15 protein-coding genes and 1 riboswitch are annotated in these 18,895 nt (G+C 54.5%); of the genes, 8 read left to right on the forward strand and 7 right to left on the reverse strand.

Annotation, left to right across the window (positions count from 1 at the left end; all coding sequences use genetic code 11):
* Positions 1-139 precede the first annotated feature (139 nt).
* Genes D888_RS0106035 through mutM form a run of 8 tightly spaced genes read left to right on the forward strand, consistent with a single transcriptional unit; the run spans position 140 to position 8,039 of the window.
* The gene (locus D888_RS0106035) at positions 140-1,858 is read left to right on the forward strand and encodes a tetratricopeptide repeat protein (RefSeq protein WP_020675647.1); all 1,719 of its coding nucleotides are present in this window, start codon (positions 140-142) and stop codon (positions 1,856-1,858) included.
* Complete coding sequence (locus D888_RS0106040; RefSeq protein WP_020675648.1) at positions 1,855-2,637, forward strand: DUF4292 domain-containing protein; 783 nt, start codon at positions 1,855-1,857, stop codon at positions 2,635-2,637. Before D888_RS0106035 ends, D888_RS0106040 begins: the two co-directional genes overlap by 4 nt.
* Complete coding sequence (locus tag D888_RS0106045; protein WP_020675649.1) at positions 2,637-4,250, forward strand: peptide-binding protein; 1,614 nt, start codon at positions 2,637-2,639, stop codon at positions 4,248-4,250. The genes D888_RS0106040 and D888_RS0106045 overlap by 1 nt, the downstream gene beginning before the upstream one ends.
* 30 nt (positions 4,251-4,280) lie before the next feature.
* Positions 4,281-5,258 (forward strand): ABC transporter permease, encoded by a 978-nt coding sequence (locus D888_RS0106050; protein ID WP_020675650.1) that lies wholly within the window; start codon positions 4,281-4,283, stop codon positions 5,256-5,258.
* Between the two features lie 27 nt (positions 5,259-5,285).
* The gene (locus D888_RS0106055) at positions 5,286-5,906 is read left to right on the forward strand and encodes a GspE/PulE/PilB domain-containing protein (protein WP_026362242.1); all 621 of its coding nucleotides are present in this window, start codon (positions 5,286-5,288) and stop codon (positions 5,904-5,906) included.
* Positions 5,907-5,921: 15 nt separating this feature from the next.
* Positions 5,922-6,770, forward strand: coding sequence for an ABC transporter permease (locus D888_RS0106060; protein ID WP_020675652.1), 849 nt, complete (start codon positions 5,922-5,924; stop codon positions 6,768-6,770).
* 3 nt (positions 6,771-6,773) lie between these two features.
* A complete protein-coding gene (locus D888_RS0106065) occupies positions 6,774-7,205 on the forward strand; it encodes a hypothetical protein (RefSeq protein ID WP_020675653.1) in 432 nt (143 codons plus the stop codon).
* A gap of 18 nt (positions 7,206-7,223) precedes the next feature.
* A complete protein-coding gene (mutM, locus tag D888_RS0106070) occupies positions 7,224-8,039 on the forward strand; it encodes a bifunctional DNA-formamidopyrimidine glycosylase/DNA-(apurinic or apyrimidinic site) lyase (protein WP_020675654.1) in 816 nt (271 codons plus the stop codon).
* Positions 8,040-8,130: 91 nt separating this feature from the next.
* On the opposite strand, the gene ggt is transcribed toward mutM, so the two are convergent.
* The 7 genes from ggt to D888_RS0106105 all read right to left on the reverse strand — a co-directional run bounded on the left by ggt (position 8,131) and on the right by D888_RS0106105 (position 18,707).
* Positions 8,131-9,870: a gamma-glutamyltransferase gene (ggt, locus tag D888_RS0106075; RefSeq protein WP_020675655.1), complete on the reverse strand. Its 1,740-nt coding sequence runs from the start codon at positions 9,868-9,870 to the stop codon at positions 8,131-8,133.
* 173 nt (positions 9,871-10,043) lie between these two features.
* A riboswitch (cyclic di-GMP riboswitch) is annotated at positions 10,044-10,132 on the reverse strand.
* 77 nt (positions 10,133-10,209) lie between these two features.
* Complete coding sequence (locus D888_RS22950) at positions 10,210-13,359, reverse strand: PAS domain S-box protein (protein WP_020675656.1); 3,150 nt, start codon at positions 13,357-13,359, stop codon at positions 10,210-10,212.
* A 116-nt stretch (positions 13,360-13,475) separates the two neighbouring features.
* Complete coding sequence (locus D888_RS0106085) at positions 13,476-14,678, reverse strand: hypothetical protein (RefSeq protein WP_020675657.1); 1,203 nt, start codon at positions 14,676-14,678, stop codon at positions 13,476-13,478.
* The gene (locus tag D888_RS0106090) at positions 14,675-15,367 is read right to left on the reverse strand and encodes an ABC transporter ATP-binding protein (protein WP_020675658.1); all 693 of its coding nucleotides are present in this window, start codon (positions 15,365-15,367) and stop codon (positions 14,675-14,677) included. Before D888_RS0106090 ends, D888_RS0106085 begins: the two co-directional genes overlap by 4 nt.
* A 145-nt stretch (positions 15,368-15,512) precedes the next feature.
* Positions 15,513-16,745 (reverse strand): ABC transporter permease, encoded by a 1,233-nt coding sequence (locus tag D888_RS0106095; protein WP_020675659.1) that lies wholly within the window; start codon positions 16,743-16,745, stop codon positions 15,513-15,515.
* A 2-nt stretch (positions 16,746-16,747) separates the two neighbouring features.
* The gene (locus tag D888_RS0106100; RefSeq protein WP_020675660.1) at positions 16,748-17,971 is read right to left on the reverse strand and encodes an ABC transporter permease; all 1,224 of its coding nucleotides are present in this window, start codon (positions 17,969-17,971) and stop codon (positions 16,748-16,750) included.
* A 4-nt stretch (positions 17,972-17,975) separates the two neighbouring features.
* A complete protein-coding gene (locus tag D888_RS0106105) occupies positions 17,976-18,707 on the reverse strand; it encodes an outer membrane lipoprotein-sorting protein (RefSeq protein WP_020675661.1) in 732 nt (243 codons plus the stop codon).
* Positions 18,708-18,895: the final 188 nt, after the last annotated feature.

The following is an 18,895-nucleotide window of genomic DNA, read 5'->3' on the forward strand; positions in this document are numbered from 1 at the left end:
CGTTATAATGGTTTGACGCTTTGGACCTGCTATGCTAACACAACCACCTGAAACACGGCATTGCGGGCATTAGCATTGCGGGCATTACAGTAAGCTCTGGTTCCAATCTCCGCCTAGGTTCATCTGATAGAGGAATGACATGTCATTGATATCCATTTTGCTGCTCGGGTTGTCTCTTTTGAGCGGTTGCGTTTCACTTATTACGCCTCCGAACCCGGGGACTGCCGGCCTGCGCCGCCCCTACCTCTCGGAGATTGATCTGCCCGAGGCCAAAGCCTTTTTTGGCTATGCTCAGTTCCGTTTGCTGATTGTTGAGAATCGTTGGGATGAGGCGATCTCTGCTCTGGAACGCGCCCAGTCATTCGACCCACAATCAGAATGGCTGAGGATGACCTTGGCCAAGGCCTATCTTCACAATCAACAGTTTGTTGAAGGCGGGGAGGCACTTGAAACCCTGCTGGCCGATCATCCGGAAAATTCAACCGGCTGGGCGCTCCTGGGGGAGTTGCGGTCCTATCAGGAACGCTATGCCGATGCGGTACAGGCCTATACTCGAGTTTTGCAGCTTGACCCCGGCAACGAAAACATCCGCCTGCGCCTGATCGCGGTTTATGACCTGCAAAAAGATCTGCCGCGTGCGCTCGCTGCGACCAGGGAGTTGCTTGCGTTGAACCCTGATTCTGTAGCAGGTCGTTTGACTCTGGCGCGTTTGCAGCGTGAAGGACGGCAGACCGACGAAGCGATCAAAACCTATCGTGACCTGCTGGTCCGTCGGCCAGGGCAATTGCAGACGATACTCGAGTTGGGCCAGCTGCTGGAAAAAGAACAGCAGGTCGGTGAGGCGATTACGCTCTACCGCGAAAGTATCAAAGACAATCCCGAACTTCTGGCGGTCTACCGACAATTGGCGCGTATTTTGATTTTGCAGGAGCGTTATGATGAAGCCCTCACTCTGCTGCAACAGGCCCATCGCCAACGGCCGGAAGATCTTCAAATTCTGAATCGGATGGGATTGTTACAACTCAGCCGCGAAGACTATCAGGGTGCCGAAGAGACCTTTCGTCAGATTCTCGACGTGCAACCCGATCTGCCGCGCGCACTTTATTCTCTGGGATTGGCGCTCATCGGACAACAACGCAATGCGGACGCCCTGGCCGCCCTGAAACGGATCCCCAAAACTTCTGATATTTATTCTGAAGCCGTGTTGCAACTGGGTTATCTCTACCGCGCAGAAGGCGACCTCGAACAGGGGATCCAAATTCTTCAACAGGCCGTTGACGGTGGAAGTCAGGGTGTCGACGTCTATTATTACCTCTCTTCTTTTTTGGGGGAGGTCGGTCGTTACGCTGCGGCCGGCCAGACAGTGCGCGCAGGATTGAAATTATTTCCCCAGGAGTCACGGCTCCATTATCAGTTGGGAGTCATCTACGAACGGATGGATGATCATCCGCAGGCGTTGGCCGAAATGCAAATGGTCCTGACCCTCGATCCACAGAATGCGGATGCGCTGAATTTTATTGCTTATCACTACGCTGAACAGGGTGAAAATCTGGAGCAAGCCCTGGCGCAGGCCAAATTAGCGCTTGAGCAGAAGAAGTCCAGTTATATCTATGACACCCTCGGCTGGATCTATTACCGTATGGAACGCTATACTGACGCACGCGAGAATTTGGATAAAGCGGTCGCACTGGATTCGCGGGACCCGCTGATTCTGGAACATCTAGGTGATATCCTCGTGGCTCAAAAACTCTGGGCCGAAGCTGAAAAGACCTATCGCAAAGTCCTTGAACTCAATAAGACCTCTGCCTCGGTGGAGAGGAAATTACAGCAGCTGTTGAAGGATCATTCACTTCGATGAAATTTATTATTTCCAGTTTGCTGCTGAATCTGCTGCTGGTCGGTTGTGCTGGCCCCAAAATTCAGTTGCCGCCCGCTCCCGAGGCTGAGGTCTTGTTGCGAAGCCTCGCAAGGAATAATGAGCGCTGGCAGCAGTTAGATGCCGCCGCGAAAATCGCTCTAGACCAGCACGGGAAATACATGTCAACCCAGGATTTCTTGTTACTGGAAAAGCCCGATCGACTCAGGCTTGACGTGCTGTCACTCTTTAACCAGCTGGCCCTGCAGTTGGCGGTTGATCAGGGCGAGCTGCAGGTTTTTCTCAACACCTCAGCACCGGGTCAATATTATCGCGGCCCGGCCAGCGATGAGTTGCTGGCGCGTTTTACCCGTGTGCCGCTCGGAGTGGTCGATTTAGTGCGCCTGTTGCTGTACGATCCCCCGACACAGGCGTATCAGACCGCCGCGGTCGAGGTAAGTGATGATCGATACCTGCTGCGTCTGACCAATGGAGATCGTCAGCAGCAGTTCTTTTTTGACCGCCAACTTCAGCTGCGACGAGGAATTTACCTTTCGCTTAATGAACCTTTCTTGATTGTAAATTACGACAAGCAGAATCCAGCCGATGGCTTTCCGCGCCGTATCCAGATTGAAATGCCAAAACAAGAGACCAGTTTGACGGTCACTCTGTCTGAGGTCAGATTGAACGTCCCGGCCAAGGCCGGGCGTTTTCAGCTTTCTTTCCCGGCGAACGCGACCCCTCTTGAATTGCCCGGCCTGAACACAAAAGGGGAAGGGTGATGCGATGGTTGTGTTTGCTGTTCTTTGTGAGTCTGGCGGCCTGCACCCAGACCGATCCAATGTCCGGTCTGGAAACCTCGGCCGATAAAACGCCCGCCTTCGGCGACACCTTTATTGAAGGGTCAATCGGCGATGCCTCTACCCTGTTGCCGATTCTGGCCTCTGACAGTGCCTCCAGTGAGATCAATGGTCTGGTTTACAATGGTCTTGTTCGCTATGACGGGAACCTGCAAGTCGTAGGCGATCTGGCTGAGAGTTGGGAGATTTCTACCGACAACCTGACTATCACCTTCCATTTGCGACATGGGGTCAAGTGGCATGATGGCGCCCCGTTTACCTCTGCCGATGTGCTGTATACCTACCAGCTCTATGTGGATCCGGAGACCCCGACCGCCTACGCCGAATCTTATCGGCAGGTTAAAAAGGCAGAAACTCCTGACGATTTCACCTTTCGCGTCACCTATGAGCAGCCCTATGCCCCGGCGTTGATGAGTTGGGGAATGTCGGTACTCCCCAAACACTTGCTCGAAGGAAAGAAGATCACCGAGAGTACCCTGGCCCGTCATCCGGTCGGGACCGGTCCTTATCATTTTGTCGAATGGCAGGGCGGGGAGAAGATCGTACTCGAGGCGAATCGCGATTACTTTGAGGGGAGTCCGTACATTAAGCGTTTTGTCTTTCGCATTATCCCCGACACCTCCACCCAGTTTCTTGAATTGCAGACCGGCGGACTTGATTTTATGAGCCTCTCCCCCCTGCAATATGATCGTCAGACCGATACTCCGGCGTTTCAGCGGTTGTTTAATAAGTATCGCTATCTCTCCTTCGGCTATACCTATCTGGGTTACAATTTGAAACGGCCCATGTTTCAGGATCGGCGGGTGAGACAGGCACTGGCTTATGCTATTGATAAACAGGAGATCATCGACGGCGTCCTGCTCGGTTATGGTAAGGCGGCCACCGGTCCGTATAAGGCCGATGCCTGGGTTTATAACCCCAATGTGAAACGTTACCCCTATAACCCCGAAAAAGCCCGGCAACTTCTGGCCGAGGCCGGATGGGTCGACAGCGATGGTGATGGTATTCTCGACAAACAGGGGGCTGCATTTTCGTTTACGATCGTTACCAATCAGGGGAATGATTTGCGCAGCAAGGCCGGCGAGATCATTCAACGGCGCTTCAAAGAGGTCGGGGTCGATGTCAAATTGCGGGTGATCGAATGGGCAACATTTCTCAAGGAGTTCATTAACCCCGGTAATTTTGATGCGACGATCCTCGGCTGGAGTGGCAGCCCCGAGCCTGATCAATATGAAATCTGGCATTCGAGTAAGACCGGCCCGCGTGAGCTGAATTTTATTGGTTATAAAAACCCCGAGGTCGACGCCCTGCTCGAGAAGGGTCGGCGGATCTTTGATCAGGCGAAACGCAAGCAGGTTTATGACCGCTTTCAGGAGATTCTTGCCGAAGATCAGCCCTATACGTTTTTGTTTGTGCCAGAAGCCTTGCCAGCCGTCGCCAGACGTTTTCATGGAATTAAACCGACGGCCGCCGGAATCCGCTATAATTTCAACAAGTGGTATGTGCCAAAAGGACGTCAGAAGTTCAGTCGCTGAGAGATCTTGGCGTTTCACATCGGATTGCCTATGTATCGTTACATTTTACGCCGTTTACTGATGATGATCCCGCTCTTGATCGGGATCACTCTGATCTCCTTTATGGTGATTCATCTGGCTCCCGGCGAGCCGACCGATATGCAGACCCAGATGAACCCGCAGGCCAGTTCGGACCTGCAGGTTAAACTGCATAAACAGTATGGCCTGGATAAACCCCTTCCAGAGCAGTATCTGCTTTGGCTCGGGCGGATGGTGCGGCTAGATTTCGGGAATTCCTTCGCTCAGGATAATCGGCCGGTGTTGAGTAAAATTGCCGAGCGTTTGCCGGTGACGATCCTGCTTAATGTGCTGTCGCTGGGGGTGATTCTGGTGCTTGCACTTCCGTTGGGGGTTATCTCTGCGGTCAGGCGCAATAGTTTTTTTGATCGCGCGACGACAGTGCTGGTGTTTGTCGGCTTCGCTATGCCCTCTTTCTGGTTGGCTCTGCTCATGATGGACTGGATGGGGGTGCGCCTCGGGGTGCTGCCGGTTTCCGGCTTGAAATCCTTGGGTTACGAATATATGAGTCTGTCGGGTCAGTTGTTCGATCGGATTTCACATCTGCTGTTGCCGGTTTTCATCGCTGCGATTGGCGGACTGGCCGGGTTCTCACGCTACATGCGTTCGAACATGCTTGATGTCATCCGTCAGGATTACATCATGACCGCGCGCGCCAAGGGGCTCTCGGAGCGGGTGGTTATTTATAAACACGCCCTGCGCAATGCCCTGCTGCCGGTTATCACCATCCTTGGTCTTTCGGTGCCGGGTCTGATCGGAGGGAGTGTTATCTTTGAGACGATCTTTGCGATCCCTGGGATGGGGAAACTTTTTTATGACGGGGTCATGATGCGCGATTACCCTCTTATTATGGGAGTTCTTGTGATCGGGGCGGTCCTGACTCTGGTCGGCAATATGCTGGCTGACATCTCTTATGCGCTGGCTGATCCACGCATCAGAAACAGTAACTAACAGTGTGCGTCAATGGGGGAAGAGAGAATGGGGAGAACGACTAAATTAGGTGAGATGCTGCTGGAAGCGGGGTTGATTGACAAGTTTCAACTGGAGTCCGGTCTTTCGTTTCAACGCAATGTCGGTGGCCGTATCGGCAGTGCGTTGGTGAAGCTTGGTTACATCGCCGAAGAGACGATTTTGACGTTTCTTGATGATCAGGAAAATATCGTACGGGTCGATCTGGAACAATTGCAAATCCCACCTGATGCGTTAAACACGATCCCGGTGGCTAAACTTTACGAAAATATGGTCGTGCCGGTTGAGTGGCAGTCACAGGGGAGATCGCGGGTGCTGGTCGTGGCGATGACCGACCCGACTAACCTGACCCTGATCGATGACCTGCAGTTTGTGGTCGGTAGCCGGATTCAGCCCGTTGTTGCGCCTGAGGTTGATATTGAAACCGCCCTGAATCGGCATTTCCCCGCCGGCCGGCCGGGAACTCACTCCGTTGCGCCGCCGTGGGATAAACAGATCGAAATTTTGTCGCCGCCTGTTGAACGAAAAATCGATAAGAGTGCTCATGCCGGAGATCGCCTGGACCGTTTGATCGCTCTGTTACTGCGCAAGGGTGTGCTCTCTGATCGGGATGCTGACTACCTGAAGTAGACTGGGAAACTGTTGGTGAAAAAGAAATCATTCTGGATTCAGGTCGTTTGGGGGCAGCTGAAACATAACCGTATGGCCCTGTTCGGTGGGCTTATCGTGTTATTGATGTTTCTGCTTGCCGGGTTGGCGGCAGTGTTGCCGGGCGATCCGGCGGCGATTAATATCAAGCAGGCACTCCTGTCACCCAGCGGCGCTCACCTGCTCGGAACCGATGATCTGGGGCGCGATGTGCTCCTGCGTATGATCTACGGCGCGCGCATCTCGCTGCTGGTCGGGTTTGTCGCGGTCGGGATCTCGACCATGTTAGGGATTCTGGTCGGCTCACTGGCCGGTTTTTATGGGGGCTGGGTTGATGCCCTGGTGATGCGGTTTGTTGATATCATGCTCTGTTTCCCGACCTTTTTTCTGATTCTGGCGGTGATCGCCTTTTTGAACCCGTCCATCTGGAACATCATGGTCGTCATCGGTATTACCAGCTGGATGGGGGTCGCGCGCTTGGTGCGGGCCGAATTCTTAAGCTTGCGCGAGCGTGAATTTGTGCTGGCGGCGAGAGCCGTTGGCGCCAACGATCTGCGTCTGATCTTTCGCCATATGCTCCCTAACGCCCTGTCGCCGGTGCTGGTTTCGGCAACCCTTGGCATCGCCGGAGCGATTCTCACCGAGAGCGCGCTGTCGTTTCTCGGCATCGGCGTGCAACCGCCGACACCCTCCTGGGGGAATATGCTGATCGCCGGCAAACAGACCCTCGGTTATGCCTGGTGGCTTTCAGTTTTTCCCGGACTGGCGATTTTGATCACGGTGCTTGGCTATAACCTGCTCGGTGAAGGGATTCGTGACGCCCTTGACCCACGCTTGAAGGACTAGGCGATGGCGCATCCTGAACTGACCCTCGATTTGACCGCTGAAGATTTGATCCGCGTGCGTTTTGCCGCCCTTAAAGAACAAAACTTCTCCCTGCTTTATGCCAGCTACCACCCACGCGCGCCGTTTCTTGAGCAGTTTCCTACGCTGAACAGCTACCGTGAATTTGCCGTTCAAACCCTTTCTGACCTGCGGCTTTACGACGCCGATGTCGGCGCCAGTCGTGTGACACCCGAGGGCGTCGAAATTATCTGCATCCTGCGTTTTGATCTCGGCAGCGAAGTTCAGATTTTGTATGAGTTGGTCCTGGTCATCCCGACCGACCTTGGTTGGCGTTATCATTCGGCGCAGAAATTGAGTACCGAAGATTATCAGGGCGAGTTCGCCGCGCTCGACTTTGTCCATTTCGATCATCAATCGCCAAAAATCAGATTTTAAGTCAGCCCGGAATTAATTATGCCTGAACTTCCCGAGGTCGAAACTGTCAGGCGCGGCCTTGAACCACAGATCTGTGGCCGGCGTATCGTCGGGGTCATCTGCCGCGTGCCGAGGTTGCGTCTGCCGCTTGATCCTCAACTGGAGATGTTACTTGGCGGACAGGTGATCCACGCCATCTCCCGCCGTGCCAAATACCTTTTATTCAAGCTGGATAAGGGGACACTGCTGCTGCATCTTGGCATGAGTGGAGTTTTGCGCCTGGTCAAATCGGAGGCTCCCATCGCAAAACATGATCATGTCGATTTGCGCTTGGATGACGGTCAGCTGCTGCGTTTCAACGATACCCGCCGGTTCGGGCTGCTCCTTTACCTTCAGGGTGATCCTAATCTCCATTCGCTGTTGCAGCATCTTGGCCCCGAACCGCTGGAGACTGACCTGCCTGAAGATTATCTGTTCACTCGTTCCCGCAAACGCAACCTGGCGATCAAGAATTTCATCATGGATCAGAAGGTATTGGTCGGGGTGGGAAACATCTACGCCAGCGAAGCGCTCTTTGCTGCGGGGATTGATCCGCGCCGCAAGGCCGGGAGGATCAAACGTCAAGAGTCGATCACGCTGTTGCGGTGCATTCAGGCGATTCTTGCCGAGGCGATTATCGCTGGCGGCACGACCCTCAAGGATTTTCGCCAGAGTGATGGCAGGCCGGGTTATTTCAAACAGCAGTTACAGGTATACGGGCGTAAAGGGATGGGCTGTCTGCAGTGTGATGGGACAATTCAACAGGTGACACTTGGGCAGCGGTCGACATATTTTTGTGAAAACTGCCAGGGATGAAATAAGCGGTCAGCCTGAATCTTTGCAGAGCACTGAGGTTTTGCGCCAGATCATTCAAACTCAATAATCAAGACTTTCCCGTCCCTGCTGATCATAGTCCTGCCGCAAGTGCGGTCGAACGGCGTGGATCGGCAGCGCCATACATCATACCGCCTTTAATCAGAACCGATTGAATGGCACCCATCGCACTTTTTTGTTTGACCTGGTACCCCTCCTCTTGAAGGATCCTGATGGTATCAGGGCTGATCCCTTCTTCGATGCGCAGCTCGTCCGGGAGCCACTGATGGTGGACTCTGGGTGCGGCAACCGCGCTCTGGATATTCAGACCGTGATCGATGACGTTCATGATGACCTGCAGGGTCGTGGTGATAATCCGCGAGCCGCCCGGGCTGCCTGTTACCAGAAAGTTTTTCCCGTTTTGTTTGACAATGGTCGGCGACATCGAGCTGAGCATGCGCTTGTTCGGTTCAATCTTGTTCGCTTCGCCACCGATCAGGCCATAGGCGTTAGGAACGCCGGGCTTGGCTGAAAAATCATCCATCTCGTTATTCAATAAAAAGCCCGCGCCCTCGACCACAATCCCTGAGCCATAGCTGAAGTTAATGGTATAGGTGTTTGAGACCGCATTGCCGAACTTGTCGACGATGGAGAAATGGGTGGTTTCATTGCTCTCGTAGGGGAGGGGGGCGCCGGGCCTGATCCTGGAGCTCGGGGTCGCTTTGGCCGGGTCGATCTCTTTGCGCAAGGACGCAGCGTAATCTTTGGAGGTGAGCCCTTTCAGGGGGACCTTGACGAAGTCCGCATCGCCCAGATAGAGGGAGCGGTCGGCGTAGGCCAGCTTCATCGCCTCGGCCATCAGGTGAATCGTCTGGGCCGAATTGTGACCATATTCCGCGATGGGATAACCTTCAAGGATATTGAGAATCTCCACCACGTGCACCCCGCCCGAGCTAGGGGGTGACATCGAGTAGATATCGTAGCCGCGATAGGTGCCATGCACCGGTTTTCTGATGACGGGAGTATAATTTTTCATATCCCCGCGGCTGATCAACCCGCCATGCTTCGCCATTTCGGCGGCCATCAGCTCAGCCGTCTTGCCGGTGTAAAACTCCTGCGCACCATGTTCTGCGATGCGTTTCAGGGTAGCGGCGAGATCTTTCTGGATAAAGAGCTCGCCCGGTTCGTAGAAGCCGCCGTCCGCCTTGTAGAATACTTTGCGGGTCGAATCCCACTTCTTCAGCATCTTCTCCTTTTCTTTTAGTCCTTCACTAAAACGCGGCGTGACAATGAAACCCTGCTCCGCAAGTTTGATCGCAGGCGCCATGGCCTCCGCCAGGCTGATGGTGCCATATTTCTGCAACGCAAGGGCGAGGCCAGCAACTGTCCCTGGAACTCCTGCCGACAGGTGCGAATAGCGCGACACCTCAGTGTCGGCGTCGCCTTTAGCGTCAAGGAACATGTCAACGCTCGCCTTGTTCGGCGCCTTTTCGCGATAATCGATGGCGACGACCTCGTCCCGTTTTTCAGAAGAGATCAGCATAAAACCTCCTCCTCCAATGTTCCCGGAACGGGGCTGGGTGACCGCCAGGGAAAAAGCTGCCGTGACTGCGGCGTCGATGGCATTGCCGCCCATTTTCAGGACCTCCAGAGCCGATTCGGTGGCGAGGAAGTGGCTGGTGACCACCATCCCCTCTTTCCCTGGGACGGGGGTCATGCGTTCCCCTTCAAGGATTGACGCCGAGTGAGCCAGGGCAGAAAAGAGCAACAGCAGGGCGCCAAGAGTTGTCGCAGTCCGCCAAGTCATCATCAGCCGAAAGAATAATCGGTACATACGAACCTCCCTGCTGTTAAAAGTTTGAAACGTCTTGGGAAGAATGGGATCTCGTAAAAATGGACTTTTTCGTTACCTCATCAGGGTAGAATCATCTGTCAATCAGCATGCGCACCACAAAAATCAAGCCACACCAAATAAAAACAGCCGAGTTCCCAAAGATAGAGATATCCTTCGGTAGCTCAGCCGTCTTGTTGTCGTTTCGTAGTTAAGACCCGGTGCTTTCCGCGCTCCCCTCACGGGAAGTTGGGCGTTTCGAGACTAGGTAGATCTGTTTTCATTAATAGCAAAGATCTATGAGCTGTCAAGTTGGCTTTGTGGGGTCAGGGCAGCTAACTTTTACCTGGCTCCGCTGAGAATTTCTCTGAGTGTCGACAGTTTATAGGGTTTTTGAATAAACCCCGCCAGACCCTTGCCGATGAACTTCTGGGTGACTTCCTGCTCGTTGTAGCCGCTGCTCATGATCACCTTGATCTGCGGATTGAGCTTCTTCAACTCGCGAAAACATTGCTCTCCGTCCATATGCGGCATGGTAAGATCCAGGACGACACAGATCGTGTCAGGATTCTCTTTGAACTTTACCAGGGCGTCTCGCCCATCAGTTGCCGTGACTACCGCAAAACCCAGCTCCTGAAGCATGTCGCTGCCGATCCCGCGCACTGTCTCTTCATCATCCACCAACAGAACCTTGCCCGAACCCTTCCATTGGTCTGGAACCGCCTTTTCGTTAAACAATTCAGCCGGTCGATTATGGGCGGGGAGCAGAATCTTGAAACTGGTTCCTTTGCCGGGTTCACTGTAGACCTTGATCGCCCCGTGGTGGCCGCGCACAATACCGAGGACCGCGGACATCCCTAACCCCCGACCGGTGAATTTGGTAGTGAAAAAGGGATCAAAGAGCTTGGCAAGGGTCTGCTTGTTCATGCCACAACCGGTGTCGGAGATTTCCAGGTAAACGTAGAGCCCAAAGCTCAGGTTTTCATTGAGCCAGACATCTTTCAAATAGCTGTCGTCGCAGTCCATGCAGCCGGTGGTGACAGCGATGACCCCGCTTTTATCACCAATGGCTTCTGAGGCGTTGATCACCAGGTTCATGATGATCTGGTGCATCTGGGTGGCGTCGACTTCGACTGAGGGGAGGGGTCGATGCAGATTGAAACGGAGCACGGCCTTTTTGGAGATGGATACCTCAAGCATATGCAGCATCTCTTCAAGCAGATGATTCAGGTCGATATTCTCAATCACAAACTTCCCCTTGCCTGAATAGGCGAGCATCTGCCTGGCCAGATCCGCTGCTCGCTCTGCAGCCTGTTCAATGCGCTGCAGGTTGTTGACCGCTGGAGACTCAGGATTAAGGCGTCTCAGTCCGAGTTCGGCGTTGCCAATGATCGCAGCCAGCAGGTTGTTGAAGTCGTGAGCAATGCCGCCGGCCAGCACCCCCAGACTTTCCAGTTTCTGGGTGTGGAGGAGTTGTCGTTCGAGGTGCAGGCGTTTATCTTCAGCAAGTTTGCGGTCGGTGATGTCTTGAACGATTGCCAAGACCTGGTTTGTTTTCCCCTCTGTATCGAGGAGAGGAGTGTTGAACCACTCGCACTCAATAATGCGGCCATCTCGGGTGAGATTTTGGTTGGTACTCTGTATAAATGTCTTTCCTTGGAGCAGGTCCTGCCAGAGTTCCGAGATCATGGGCTTGGCCGTTGCTGGAATGATAAAATCCGATCCTGCCCTGCCGAGGGCTTCAGCGGCAGAATAACCAAATATCTGTTCGGCAGCCGGGTTCCATTCAATTACACGAAATTCTCGGTCCCAAACAATGCAACCCGTCGGCATTCTGTCAAAGTAGACTTGCAACCGTTGAAGCAGGCGTTGCTGATTGTCGCGCGCTGTTTTCAACTCTGAAATATCCGTGATGTGACCCACCAGTCCGATAGGCGTCCCTTCCGCATCTACGTAACGGCGGCCGGACAGGTAACCCCACAAATCACTGCCGTCACGCCGGACATAGTGGCGCTCGACAGCGACATGATCTATTTCCCCTCGAATTAACTGGCGCATGCGTTCATCACCGTTGTCACGCTGGTCGGGGTGGATTAGCCCCGCATATTTGTTGCCGATAATCTCTTGCAGGTCATAGCCGAACATTTCAGCCATCCGGTGGTTCGCGGTGACGATCACTCCGAACAGATCGACCATAATAATCCCGGCCTGAGACGATTCAAACAGCACGCGAAGCTCTGCTTCACGATCCTTAAGGTTGCTGATCAGGGCCTTCTGCTCGCTGATATCATCCACCACCTCAATAAATCCGTTTGAAGCTCCATCCAGCCCAAACAGGGGAACTGCACGGAGCATGACCTGAAATTTTTTGCCATTATTTGTAACACCTTCTGATTCAACCTGCGTGACCTCGCCGTTGGTCATGGCGAGGATACCTGGACAGTGGTCGCAGGGTTCATCTCTTTTTTCAAATTCATGGAAACAACTGCGCCCGACAAACCACTCCGCAGGATGTTCAAACATTTCGGCCTGCCTGCGGTTGACCATTTGAATTTTAAAATTCTTATCAATCAGGGTGATCCCGAGCGGGATATTTTCCACCAGAGAGCGATAAGTATGCATACTTTCAGCAAGCTCTCTGGTCTTTTGTTTGACCACACGACGCAAGACCCACAACCAGACAGCGAATAAGGCCAGAAACACGGTGGCACCTAACGCAAAATGCCAAGCGTAGCGAACGTAGAGGGAATTCGTCAGCACGGTGCCCATCCAGAGTTTATCGATCGCTTTATATTCGGCAGGAGTTATTCGGGCAAAACCCTCCTCGACGAGCTTCAGTAGTTGGGGATTCTGTCTTGAAATGGCGCGATGAAACTGGCCAGAATACATCGGTTGCGTCTCATGAAATTGATCCAGAATTCCGAGTTTCGTCATGAAGTAGATCGCCGGGGCGCGTTCTTCGGTAAAAATCTTAACCTTACCGTCCCTGGCGGCTTCTATGATTTTTTCATAACTGGAATATTGAACAATGTTGGTTACGCCATGTTTCTCCAGATAATCGATGACGGCGCCACCGCTTTTGACTGCCACCACAAAACTACTCAGATCTTGTACTCCACGGATTCCGGAGATGTCGCGGTGTACAAAAAGCGGAACCGGCAGATCGGCGTAAGCCGGAGTGAAGTTGTAAATTTTTTCACGCTTTTCGTTTTGGAAAATTGTGTCGATAACGTCGAATTCACCAGCCTGCATGCGTCTTTGCGCTTCGGCCCAATCGGTGGCAACAATCTCGACGGGAATGCCGGTTTTTTGCTCCCAAAGGTGCCATTGATCGATGGTGATCCCTTTGAGCTTGCCATTTTCATTCTTAAAGACGTACGGGGGGTAATTGTCGTCCATCACCACGCGAATGCGCTCTGATGCAGCGCAAGACCATTGAGGCAGGAGCGCAAGAAAGGTTACAAAAAACAGGCGAACAGCGATAGCAAGCATGGGGTAGTTCCCCTTTTCATTTCAAAGGGTGGCCCGTGAGAACACGGCTCAGATGAGGTTATTGACCTCTCATGTGCATCATAAATCGGAGAATTATATAAAGCAAAACTAATATTTTAAAAATACCAGCGCAACAGTAAGCCTCCGCTGTCACCCGCTGCACCGAACTCTGATTGGGGGATGGAAATTGATGGCACCAGAACACGTGATTTCGCGCCAAAATTGAAGCTGTAAAAAAGCTCCAGGTTTATATTGTCGTTGAGGGAAATCTGTGCCTGCGGGCGCAAGAGCATAGAATTGTCTTTGAGATTCCTGATCATCAGTCCCGAGAGGGTCAGCAGCGGGTGAACCTCCCAGGAGGGGGCGAGCAGCAGATATTGCTGTCCGAGTAGCGGGGAGATGCCTTCGCGGAACGCCGCTGAGGCGGCTGTCGCGGGGTAGTCGTTCGGACTGTTCCCACCGGCGCCGTTGTACAGATACTCAGTGAGCAGCACGATTCCACTGTCAAATCGATACCAGAGCTCCACGGCCCCGATGGCGAAGTCGTCATGCAGATCCCCTGCGGGAAAGGCGGTCTCTTTGCCCTGATAATGGGTGATCTCACCTTTGATGCCGAGAGGGCCGAGACTCCCCGCCAGCCCGATCCCGAGTAACCTACGCTCCCGCAGGCTTCCACCGATACCGAGCAGGTCGATGCCGGACTGGTTTTTGGAAAGAGTCAGCAGGTAGCTGTTGTTGTCCGGCTGACTCCCGAGCACGATGGTCCCGCCGACCTGACCGCCGAGGCCGAAATAATGCACCGCGCGCAGGGCATCGACCCCCGGTCGGGTATCCGTGTCCAGGGAATCCGGCGCAAACGGTGCGACCACATCCAGCGGTGAAAACAGCACAATCCGGCCGAAGCCGATCGCCTGACGCCCCACAGACCAGTCGAAAAGAGTCGAACGACCTTTCAGGGCGAGGCGATCAATGCCGAGGCGGTTTGACCAGTTCTCCCCGCGGTTCCAGTCTTGCGACAGGCTGACCCTTTGGTTGGGCGAATCCAGTGGAAGTGCTAACTGGGACGGATGATCGCTGTAGAGCAGCAGGTTATCGACCGCGAATTCAAGTTCCGTTGCGGCGTTCAGGTTGCCTTTCCATTGCAGGCGCAGATCGTTGGCGGAGAAAAAACCATCGGCCAGAGGCGTCCCGGGCGGATGCATATAGCTCAGGTCAAATGTTTTCAGATGACCGCTGACTTCCGGGTTTTGTATCAGGCCAGCGAAGACGGGTTGAACCCACTGTAGCCACAGGAGCAGCAGAAGGAGAACTCTGATCATCGTGCGTCCTGGCGCATGTCGCTTTCGAGTTGACCATCGCGCAGACTGATCACGCGCTCGGCGCAGGCGATCACAAGCGGGTCGTGCGAACTGAAGAGGAAGGTCGTCCCCTGTTCCCGGTTCAACCTGCGCATCAGGTGCAACAGCTCCTCGGCGGTATGTGAATCGAGATTGGCGGTCGGTTCGTCGGCCAGGATCACCGCCGGTTGGGCGGCGATCGCCCGGGCGATGGCGACGCGCTGCTGTTGGCCACCGGATAGATCGTTCGGCCGCCGTGATTCAAGACCGGCGATGCCGAGCTGGGCAAAAATCAGCTCAATTTTTTTGCGGCGCTCCACCGCCGGAACTCCCTGGAGCATCAGGGTGAACTCGGCATTTTCGGCAGCGGTCAAAACCGGAATCAGGTTGTAGGACTGGAAGATGAACCCGATCCGCCTGAGTCGAAACTCCGCGAGTTGTTTTGCGCTCATCTCCTGGTAGCTGACACCATCCACACTGACAGCTCCTTCCGTCGGCCGATCAAGGGCCCCGACGATATTCAGGACCGTGGTTTTGCCGCTGCCCGACGGTCCGGCGAGCACGGCAAATTCACCGGCCTTGATCTCGAGATTCAACCCCTGAATGGCGGCTATCTGCTGGTTGCCGGTCGGGTAGATTTTGCTCAGGTTGCGCAGGCTGATCAGGGACATATCAGTTCTCTTTCTTAAGCCAATGGCTAAGCAAAAATTTCGTCCAACAAGGCGCCGTGGATTTTTGGGGGCGCAGGCATACGATCGTATGTCAAGGTCCTGAAAATATGCGGTAACGCAGTTGGGCGGACTTCTTGCGACGCCATTAGTGATGACGCATGGCCGCAGCTGGCGCTATGCGCGCGGCCTTGGCGGCCGGATAGAGTGAGGCGACTAAGGACAACACCAGAATATAGAGCGACATCTGCAGCATGTAAGCTATATCCCAGCTTGCGCGCATGACCGGATCAAAAACCACGCCGCCAAACTCCATGGTGTCGGGGATGAAGTCGCGCAGGTCGATGCCGACATCGGCCAGATACCAGGTCGCCAGGGCGCCGAGCAGGTTGCCGAGCAGCATCGAAACCGTGCCGAGCAGCAGGGCTTCGGTCATGACCATGATTCTTAATCTTCCCGGTGTGGCCCCCACGGCCAGGATAACCCCGAATTCTCGAATCCGTTCCATGACCGCCATCAGCAGGGTGTTGACTACGCCGATGGTCACGATCAGTACGATCACCACAAAGATAAATTCCTGGCTGGCGTGATCGAGTTTGATCGCGTTGGCCAGGTTGGCCATGGCGACCTGCCAGCTGACGGCTTTCAGGTCAGAATCGGGGGGCAGGGTCCCGGCCACGAGCGGCAGCAAGCGCTTCTCCAGTTTCGGATTTTCAAGAATAACCGCGAGTTCATGGATAGCATCCGGATCGCCGGTTATGGACGCCGCGCGTTTGAGCCCGACCATCACCAGCGAGCCGTCGACTTCGCGGATCCCCGAGGTGATGACGCCCCGGATGCGCAGGAGTTCACTGATCAGTTCCCCATGCGGCCCCTGTGCGGTGACGACAAACTTGTTGCCGATCTTCAATTTCAGCTCGGTTAACAGCCGGCTGCCGAGCAGGGCGTCGCGGCCGTCTAGTGATTTGATCAGTGCAGGGGCATCAATATTTTTGAGTAACGGGTTGATGGCATTTTCGGCCACCGGGTCGATCCCGGTCAGCATGATTCCCCGGCTCTCGCGACTTGATTGCGCGAGCGCCGGAAGATAGAGCCGCGGGAGCACCGCCTTGACCCCCTCCAGTTTGGCAATTTTCTGGTCCAGATCTCCCTTGTCCCAAAAGAGGTGATCGTCCCGCGAGCTGGCATAGTTACCACGGTAGACGGCAATATGGCCGGAGCCTGCGCGCACGCCGCTGTCGACCATCTGGGCATAGACACCGAAGGAGAGGTTGTGAAAGGCCTGAACCAGCATCAGGCTGAAGCTCATGGCCAGAATGGTGATCAGGGTGCGGCGCCGGTTGCGCCAGGTATTACGCCAGGCCAGCAGCAGGGTCTCCATCTTTAGTCCTCCCTGAGTGCTTCGACCGGCAGCAGCTTGGCCGCGCGCCGGGCTGGTAAAAATCCGGCCAGCAGTGAAACGATCAGCAGCATATACGCGGGGTCAATAAAGTTGCGCTGTTCAAAGATCGCCTTCAGGCGCGGCTGAATAGTGCCGCCGGCATAAGTGACCGGTGTAATCCAGGACGACAGGTCGATGCCGATTCTCGACATGTAGAGGCTGAGCAGCAGGCCGAGCGCCAGGCCGAGGCTGGCGCCGAGCAGACCGAGCAGCAGTGACTCGAGCAGCACCAGACTGCGTACCTGCCCCGGGCGCAGGCCGATCGCCATCAAAATCCCGAATTCCCGGGATCTCTCCATCACTGACATGAATACCGTGTTCAATATGCCGAGCCCGGTGGCGAAGTAGAGGATGACCACGAAAATAAAACGGCTGACGTCAAACGAGGCGATCGCTTCGCGCATTTCGGGGAGCAGTTTCCCCCAGTCGGTCGCCACTAACCCTGCAGGCAGCAAGGCCGAGATCCGCTTAAGCTGGTCGGCTGCGCGCAGCGGATCGTTGACCGCGAGGGCGATTTCGTGGATTTTACCGTTCAGCGCCATCAGCCGCTGCAACCAGCGTTGGGGCACCAGCACCAGGCTGTTGTCGTGTCCGTTGTTCCCGGTGCGGAAGATGCCGCGAACCTGGAGCAGATCGTTGCCGATCGAACCGTCGGCCGCCTGCGTGACAATTATCAATTCATCCCCTGGCTTGACTCCGAGTTTTTGCGCGAGGCCTGCGCCGAGGACTGCACCGTTGGGGTCATCCTCGGTCAGGTAGCTCCCCTGTGTGAGCTGTTGCTGCAGCGTGGTTACGTGTATCTCCTGTGCGGGGCGAATGCCCAGCAGTTCGGCCGGGTAGCTGCTGTCGGCGTGAGAAACCAGCCCGAAGCCACGAACACGTTCACTGACCCCGATGACCGCTTCATCCTGCGCCAGTTTTGTCAGCAAAGGTTGATCGGCCGAAAAGTTGTTATACATATCGTGGTCATCCAGGTAGCCCTCGGCGCTGATGACGATATGGCCGTAATATTGTTCGGTGGTCGAAGCGAGGATATCAACCAGCATACCGGAGAAAACCCCGAGAGAGAGGCTCAGGAGGGCTAGAGAAACGATCATGGCTGAGAGGGTCAGGAGGGTGCGGCGCCGATTGCGCCACAGATTTCTGGAGGCGAGTCGCAGCAGCATGGCGCTAGCGTTTCAGGTTGCGCAGGGAGAAGAAGCTCTCCGTGAGCGGGATATTGAAGTCGATGGCTGAATAGCGGATGACGGTCCGCTCCAGGGGCTCATCCACGGGCTGAATCGTCATGCGCAGCGGGATGTTGCGTCCATCAATCTGTTGCACCTCATCGAACACCAGGTCACGCACCCGGACCATCTCTTCATCGAAGTAGGCGACCGTACCCGGAACTTCGAGCGGCAACAGGATTTCATAGATGATTTTACCCCAGACCACCGCCGCTTCGGGTTTGGGCAGGCATTCGATCAGCAGATGGTCTTTGGTCTCCTCCAGCAGCTTCAGATTGTAGTCCTCGTCAATCTTGTTGGCCTTGACCAGATCATCATTGGTGAGATGACTCCCCATCCAGGCGCCACCCATCATCGACGGCGGCACCTTGATCACTCGGTCGACCTTGGGAAGATAGTTCCAGACCTCCCTGTCGACCTTCAGTGTCGTGACGTCCCGCTCCTTGGCCGGCTCGATAATCCGCACCAGAAAATGATCACGACCTAAGGACCAGGCGTCCATCACTAGTGAGCGTTGCCAGTGCTTGGAGTGGATATTCATCTCCATACGCGATTTCGATGAGCGGCCCATGTATTGCTGTTCCACCTTGCGCACCAGCGTCTGAAGATCCAGAGCCCAGAGCGGGGAGGGGAGAAACAACAGACAGGAAAAAAGGATCACGCAAAATTTGAGCATATAAACCTCATAAAATGTTGGGCATGTTGTTCGATTATAGCGTTGATTGAGAGAGGTCGTCGATTTAACCCTGACCTTTTTCGTTTATAAAGAATGACTGGCCGCCCAGATGGGTGAGTTCCCAGCGTATATCCTGGGCTTAGGGGTGGGGAATAGGAAAAGGGTTTTGAATAATGCTGGTCCAAAAG

It is taken from the genome of Geopsychrobacter electrodiphilus DSM 16401 (assembly GCF_000384395.1).
In the GTDB taxonomy this organism is placed as follows: Bacteria; Desulfobacterota; Desulfuromonadia; order Desulfuromonadales; family Geopsychrobacteraceae; genus Geopsychrobacter; species Geopsychrobacter electrodiphilus.

Excerpts from the sequence above, each read along its gene's own strand:
- D888_RS0106050 (WP_020675650.1), top strand. The coding sequence starts at position 4,281 with ATGTATCGTTACATTTTACGCCGTTTACTGATGATGATCCCGCTCTTG.
- D888_RS0106040 (WP_020675648.1), top strand. The coding sequence starts at position 1,855 with ATGAAATTTATTATTTCCAGTTTGCTGCTGAATCTGCTGCTGGTCGGT.
- D888_RS0106095 (WP_020675659.1), bottom strand. The coding sequence starts at position 16,745 with ATGGAGACCCTGCTGCTGGCCTGGCGTAATACCTGGCGCAACCGGCGC.
- D888_RS22950 (WP_020675656.1), bottom strand. The coding sequence starts at position 13,359 with ATGCTTGCTATCGCTGTTCGCCTGTTTTTTGTAACCTTTCTTGCGCTC.
- D888_RS0106085 (WP_020675657.1), bottom strand. The coding sequence starts at position 14,678 with ATGATCAGAGTTCTCCTTCTGCTGCTCCTGTGGCTACAGTGGGTTCAA.
- ggt (WP_020675655.1), bottom strand. The coding sequence starts at position 9,870 with ATGTACCGATTATTCTTTCGGCTGATGATGACTTGGCGGACTGCGACA.
- D888_RS0106035 (WP_020675647.1), top strand. The coding sequence starts at position 140 with ATGTCATTGATATCCATTTTGCTGCTCGGGTTGTCTCTTTTGAGCGGT.
- mutM (WP_020675654.1), top strand. The coding sequence starts at position 7,224 with ATGCCTGAACTTCCCGAGGTCGAAACTGTCAGGCGCGGCCTTGAACCA.
- D888_RS0106105 (WP_020675661.1), bottom strand. The coding sequence starts at position 18,707 with ATGCTCAAATTTTGCGTGATCCTTTTTTCCTGTCTGTTGTTTCTCCCC.
- D888_RS0106100 (WP_020675660.1), bottom strand. The coding sequence starts at position 17,971 with ATGCTGCTGCGACTCGCCTCCAGAAATCTGTGGCGCAATCGGCGCCGC.
- D888_RS0106055 (WP_026362242.1), top strand. The coding sequence starts at position 5,286 with ATGGGGAGAACGACTAAATTAGGTGAGATGCTGCTGGAAGCGGGGTTG.
- D888_RS0106045 (WP_020675649.1), top strand. The coding sequence starts at position 2,637 with ATGCGATGGTTGTGTTTGCTGTTCTTTGTGAGTCTGGCGGCCTGCACC.
- D888_RS0106090 (WP_020675658.1), bottom strand. The coding sequence starts at position 15,367 with ATGTCCCTGATCAGCCTGCGCAACCTGAGCAAAATCTACCCGACCGGC.
- D888_RS0106065 (WP_020675653.1), top strand. The coding sequence starts at position 6,774 with ATGGCGCATCCTGAACTGACCCTCGATTTGACCGCTGAAGATTTGATC.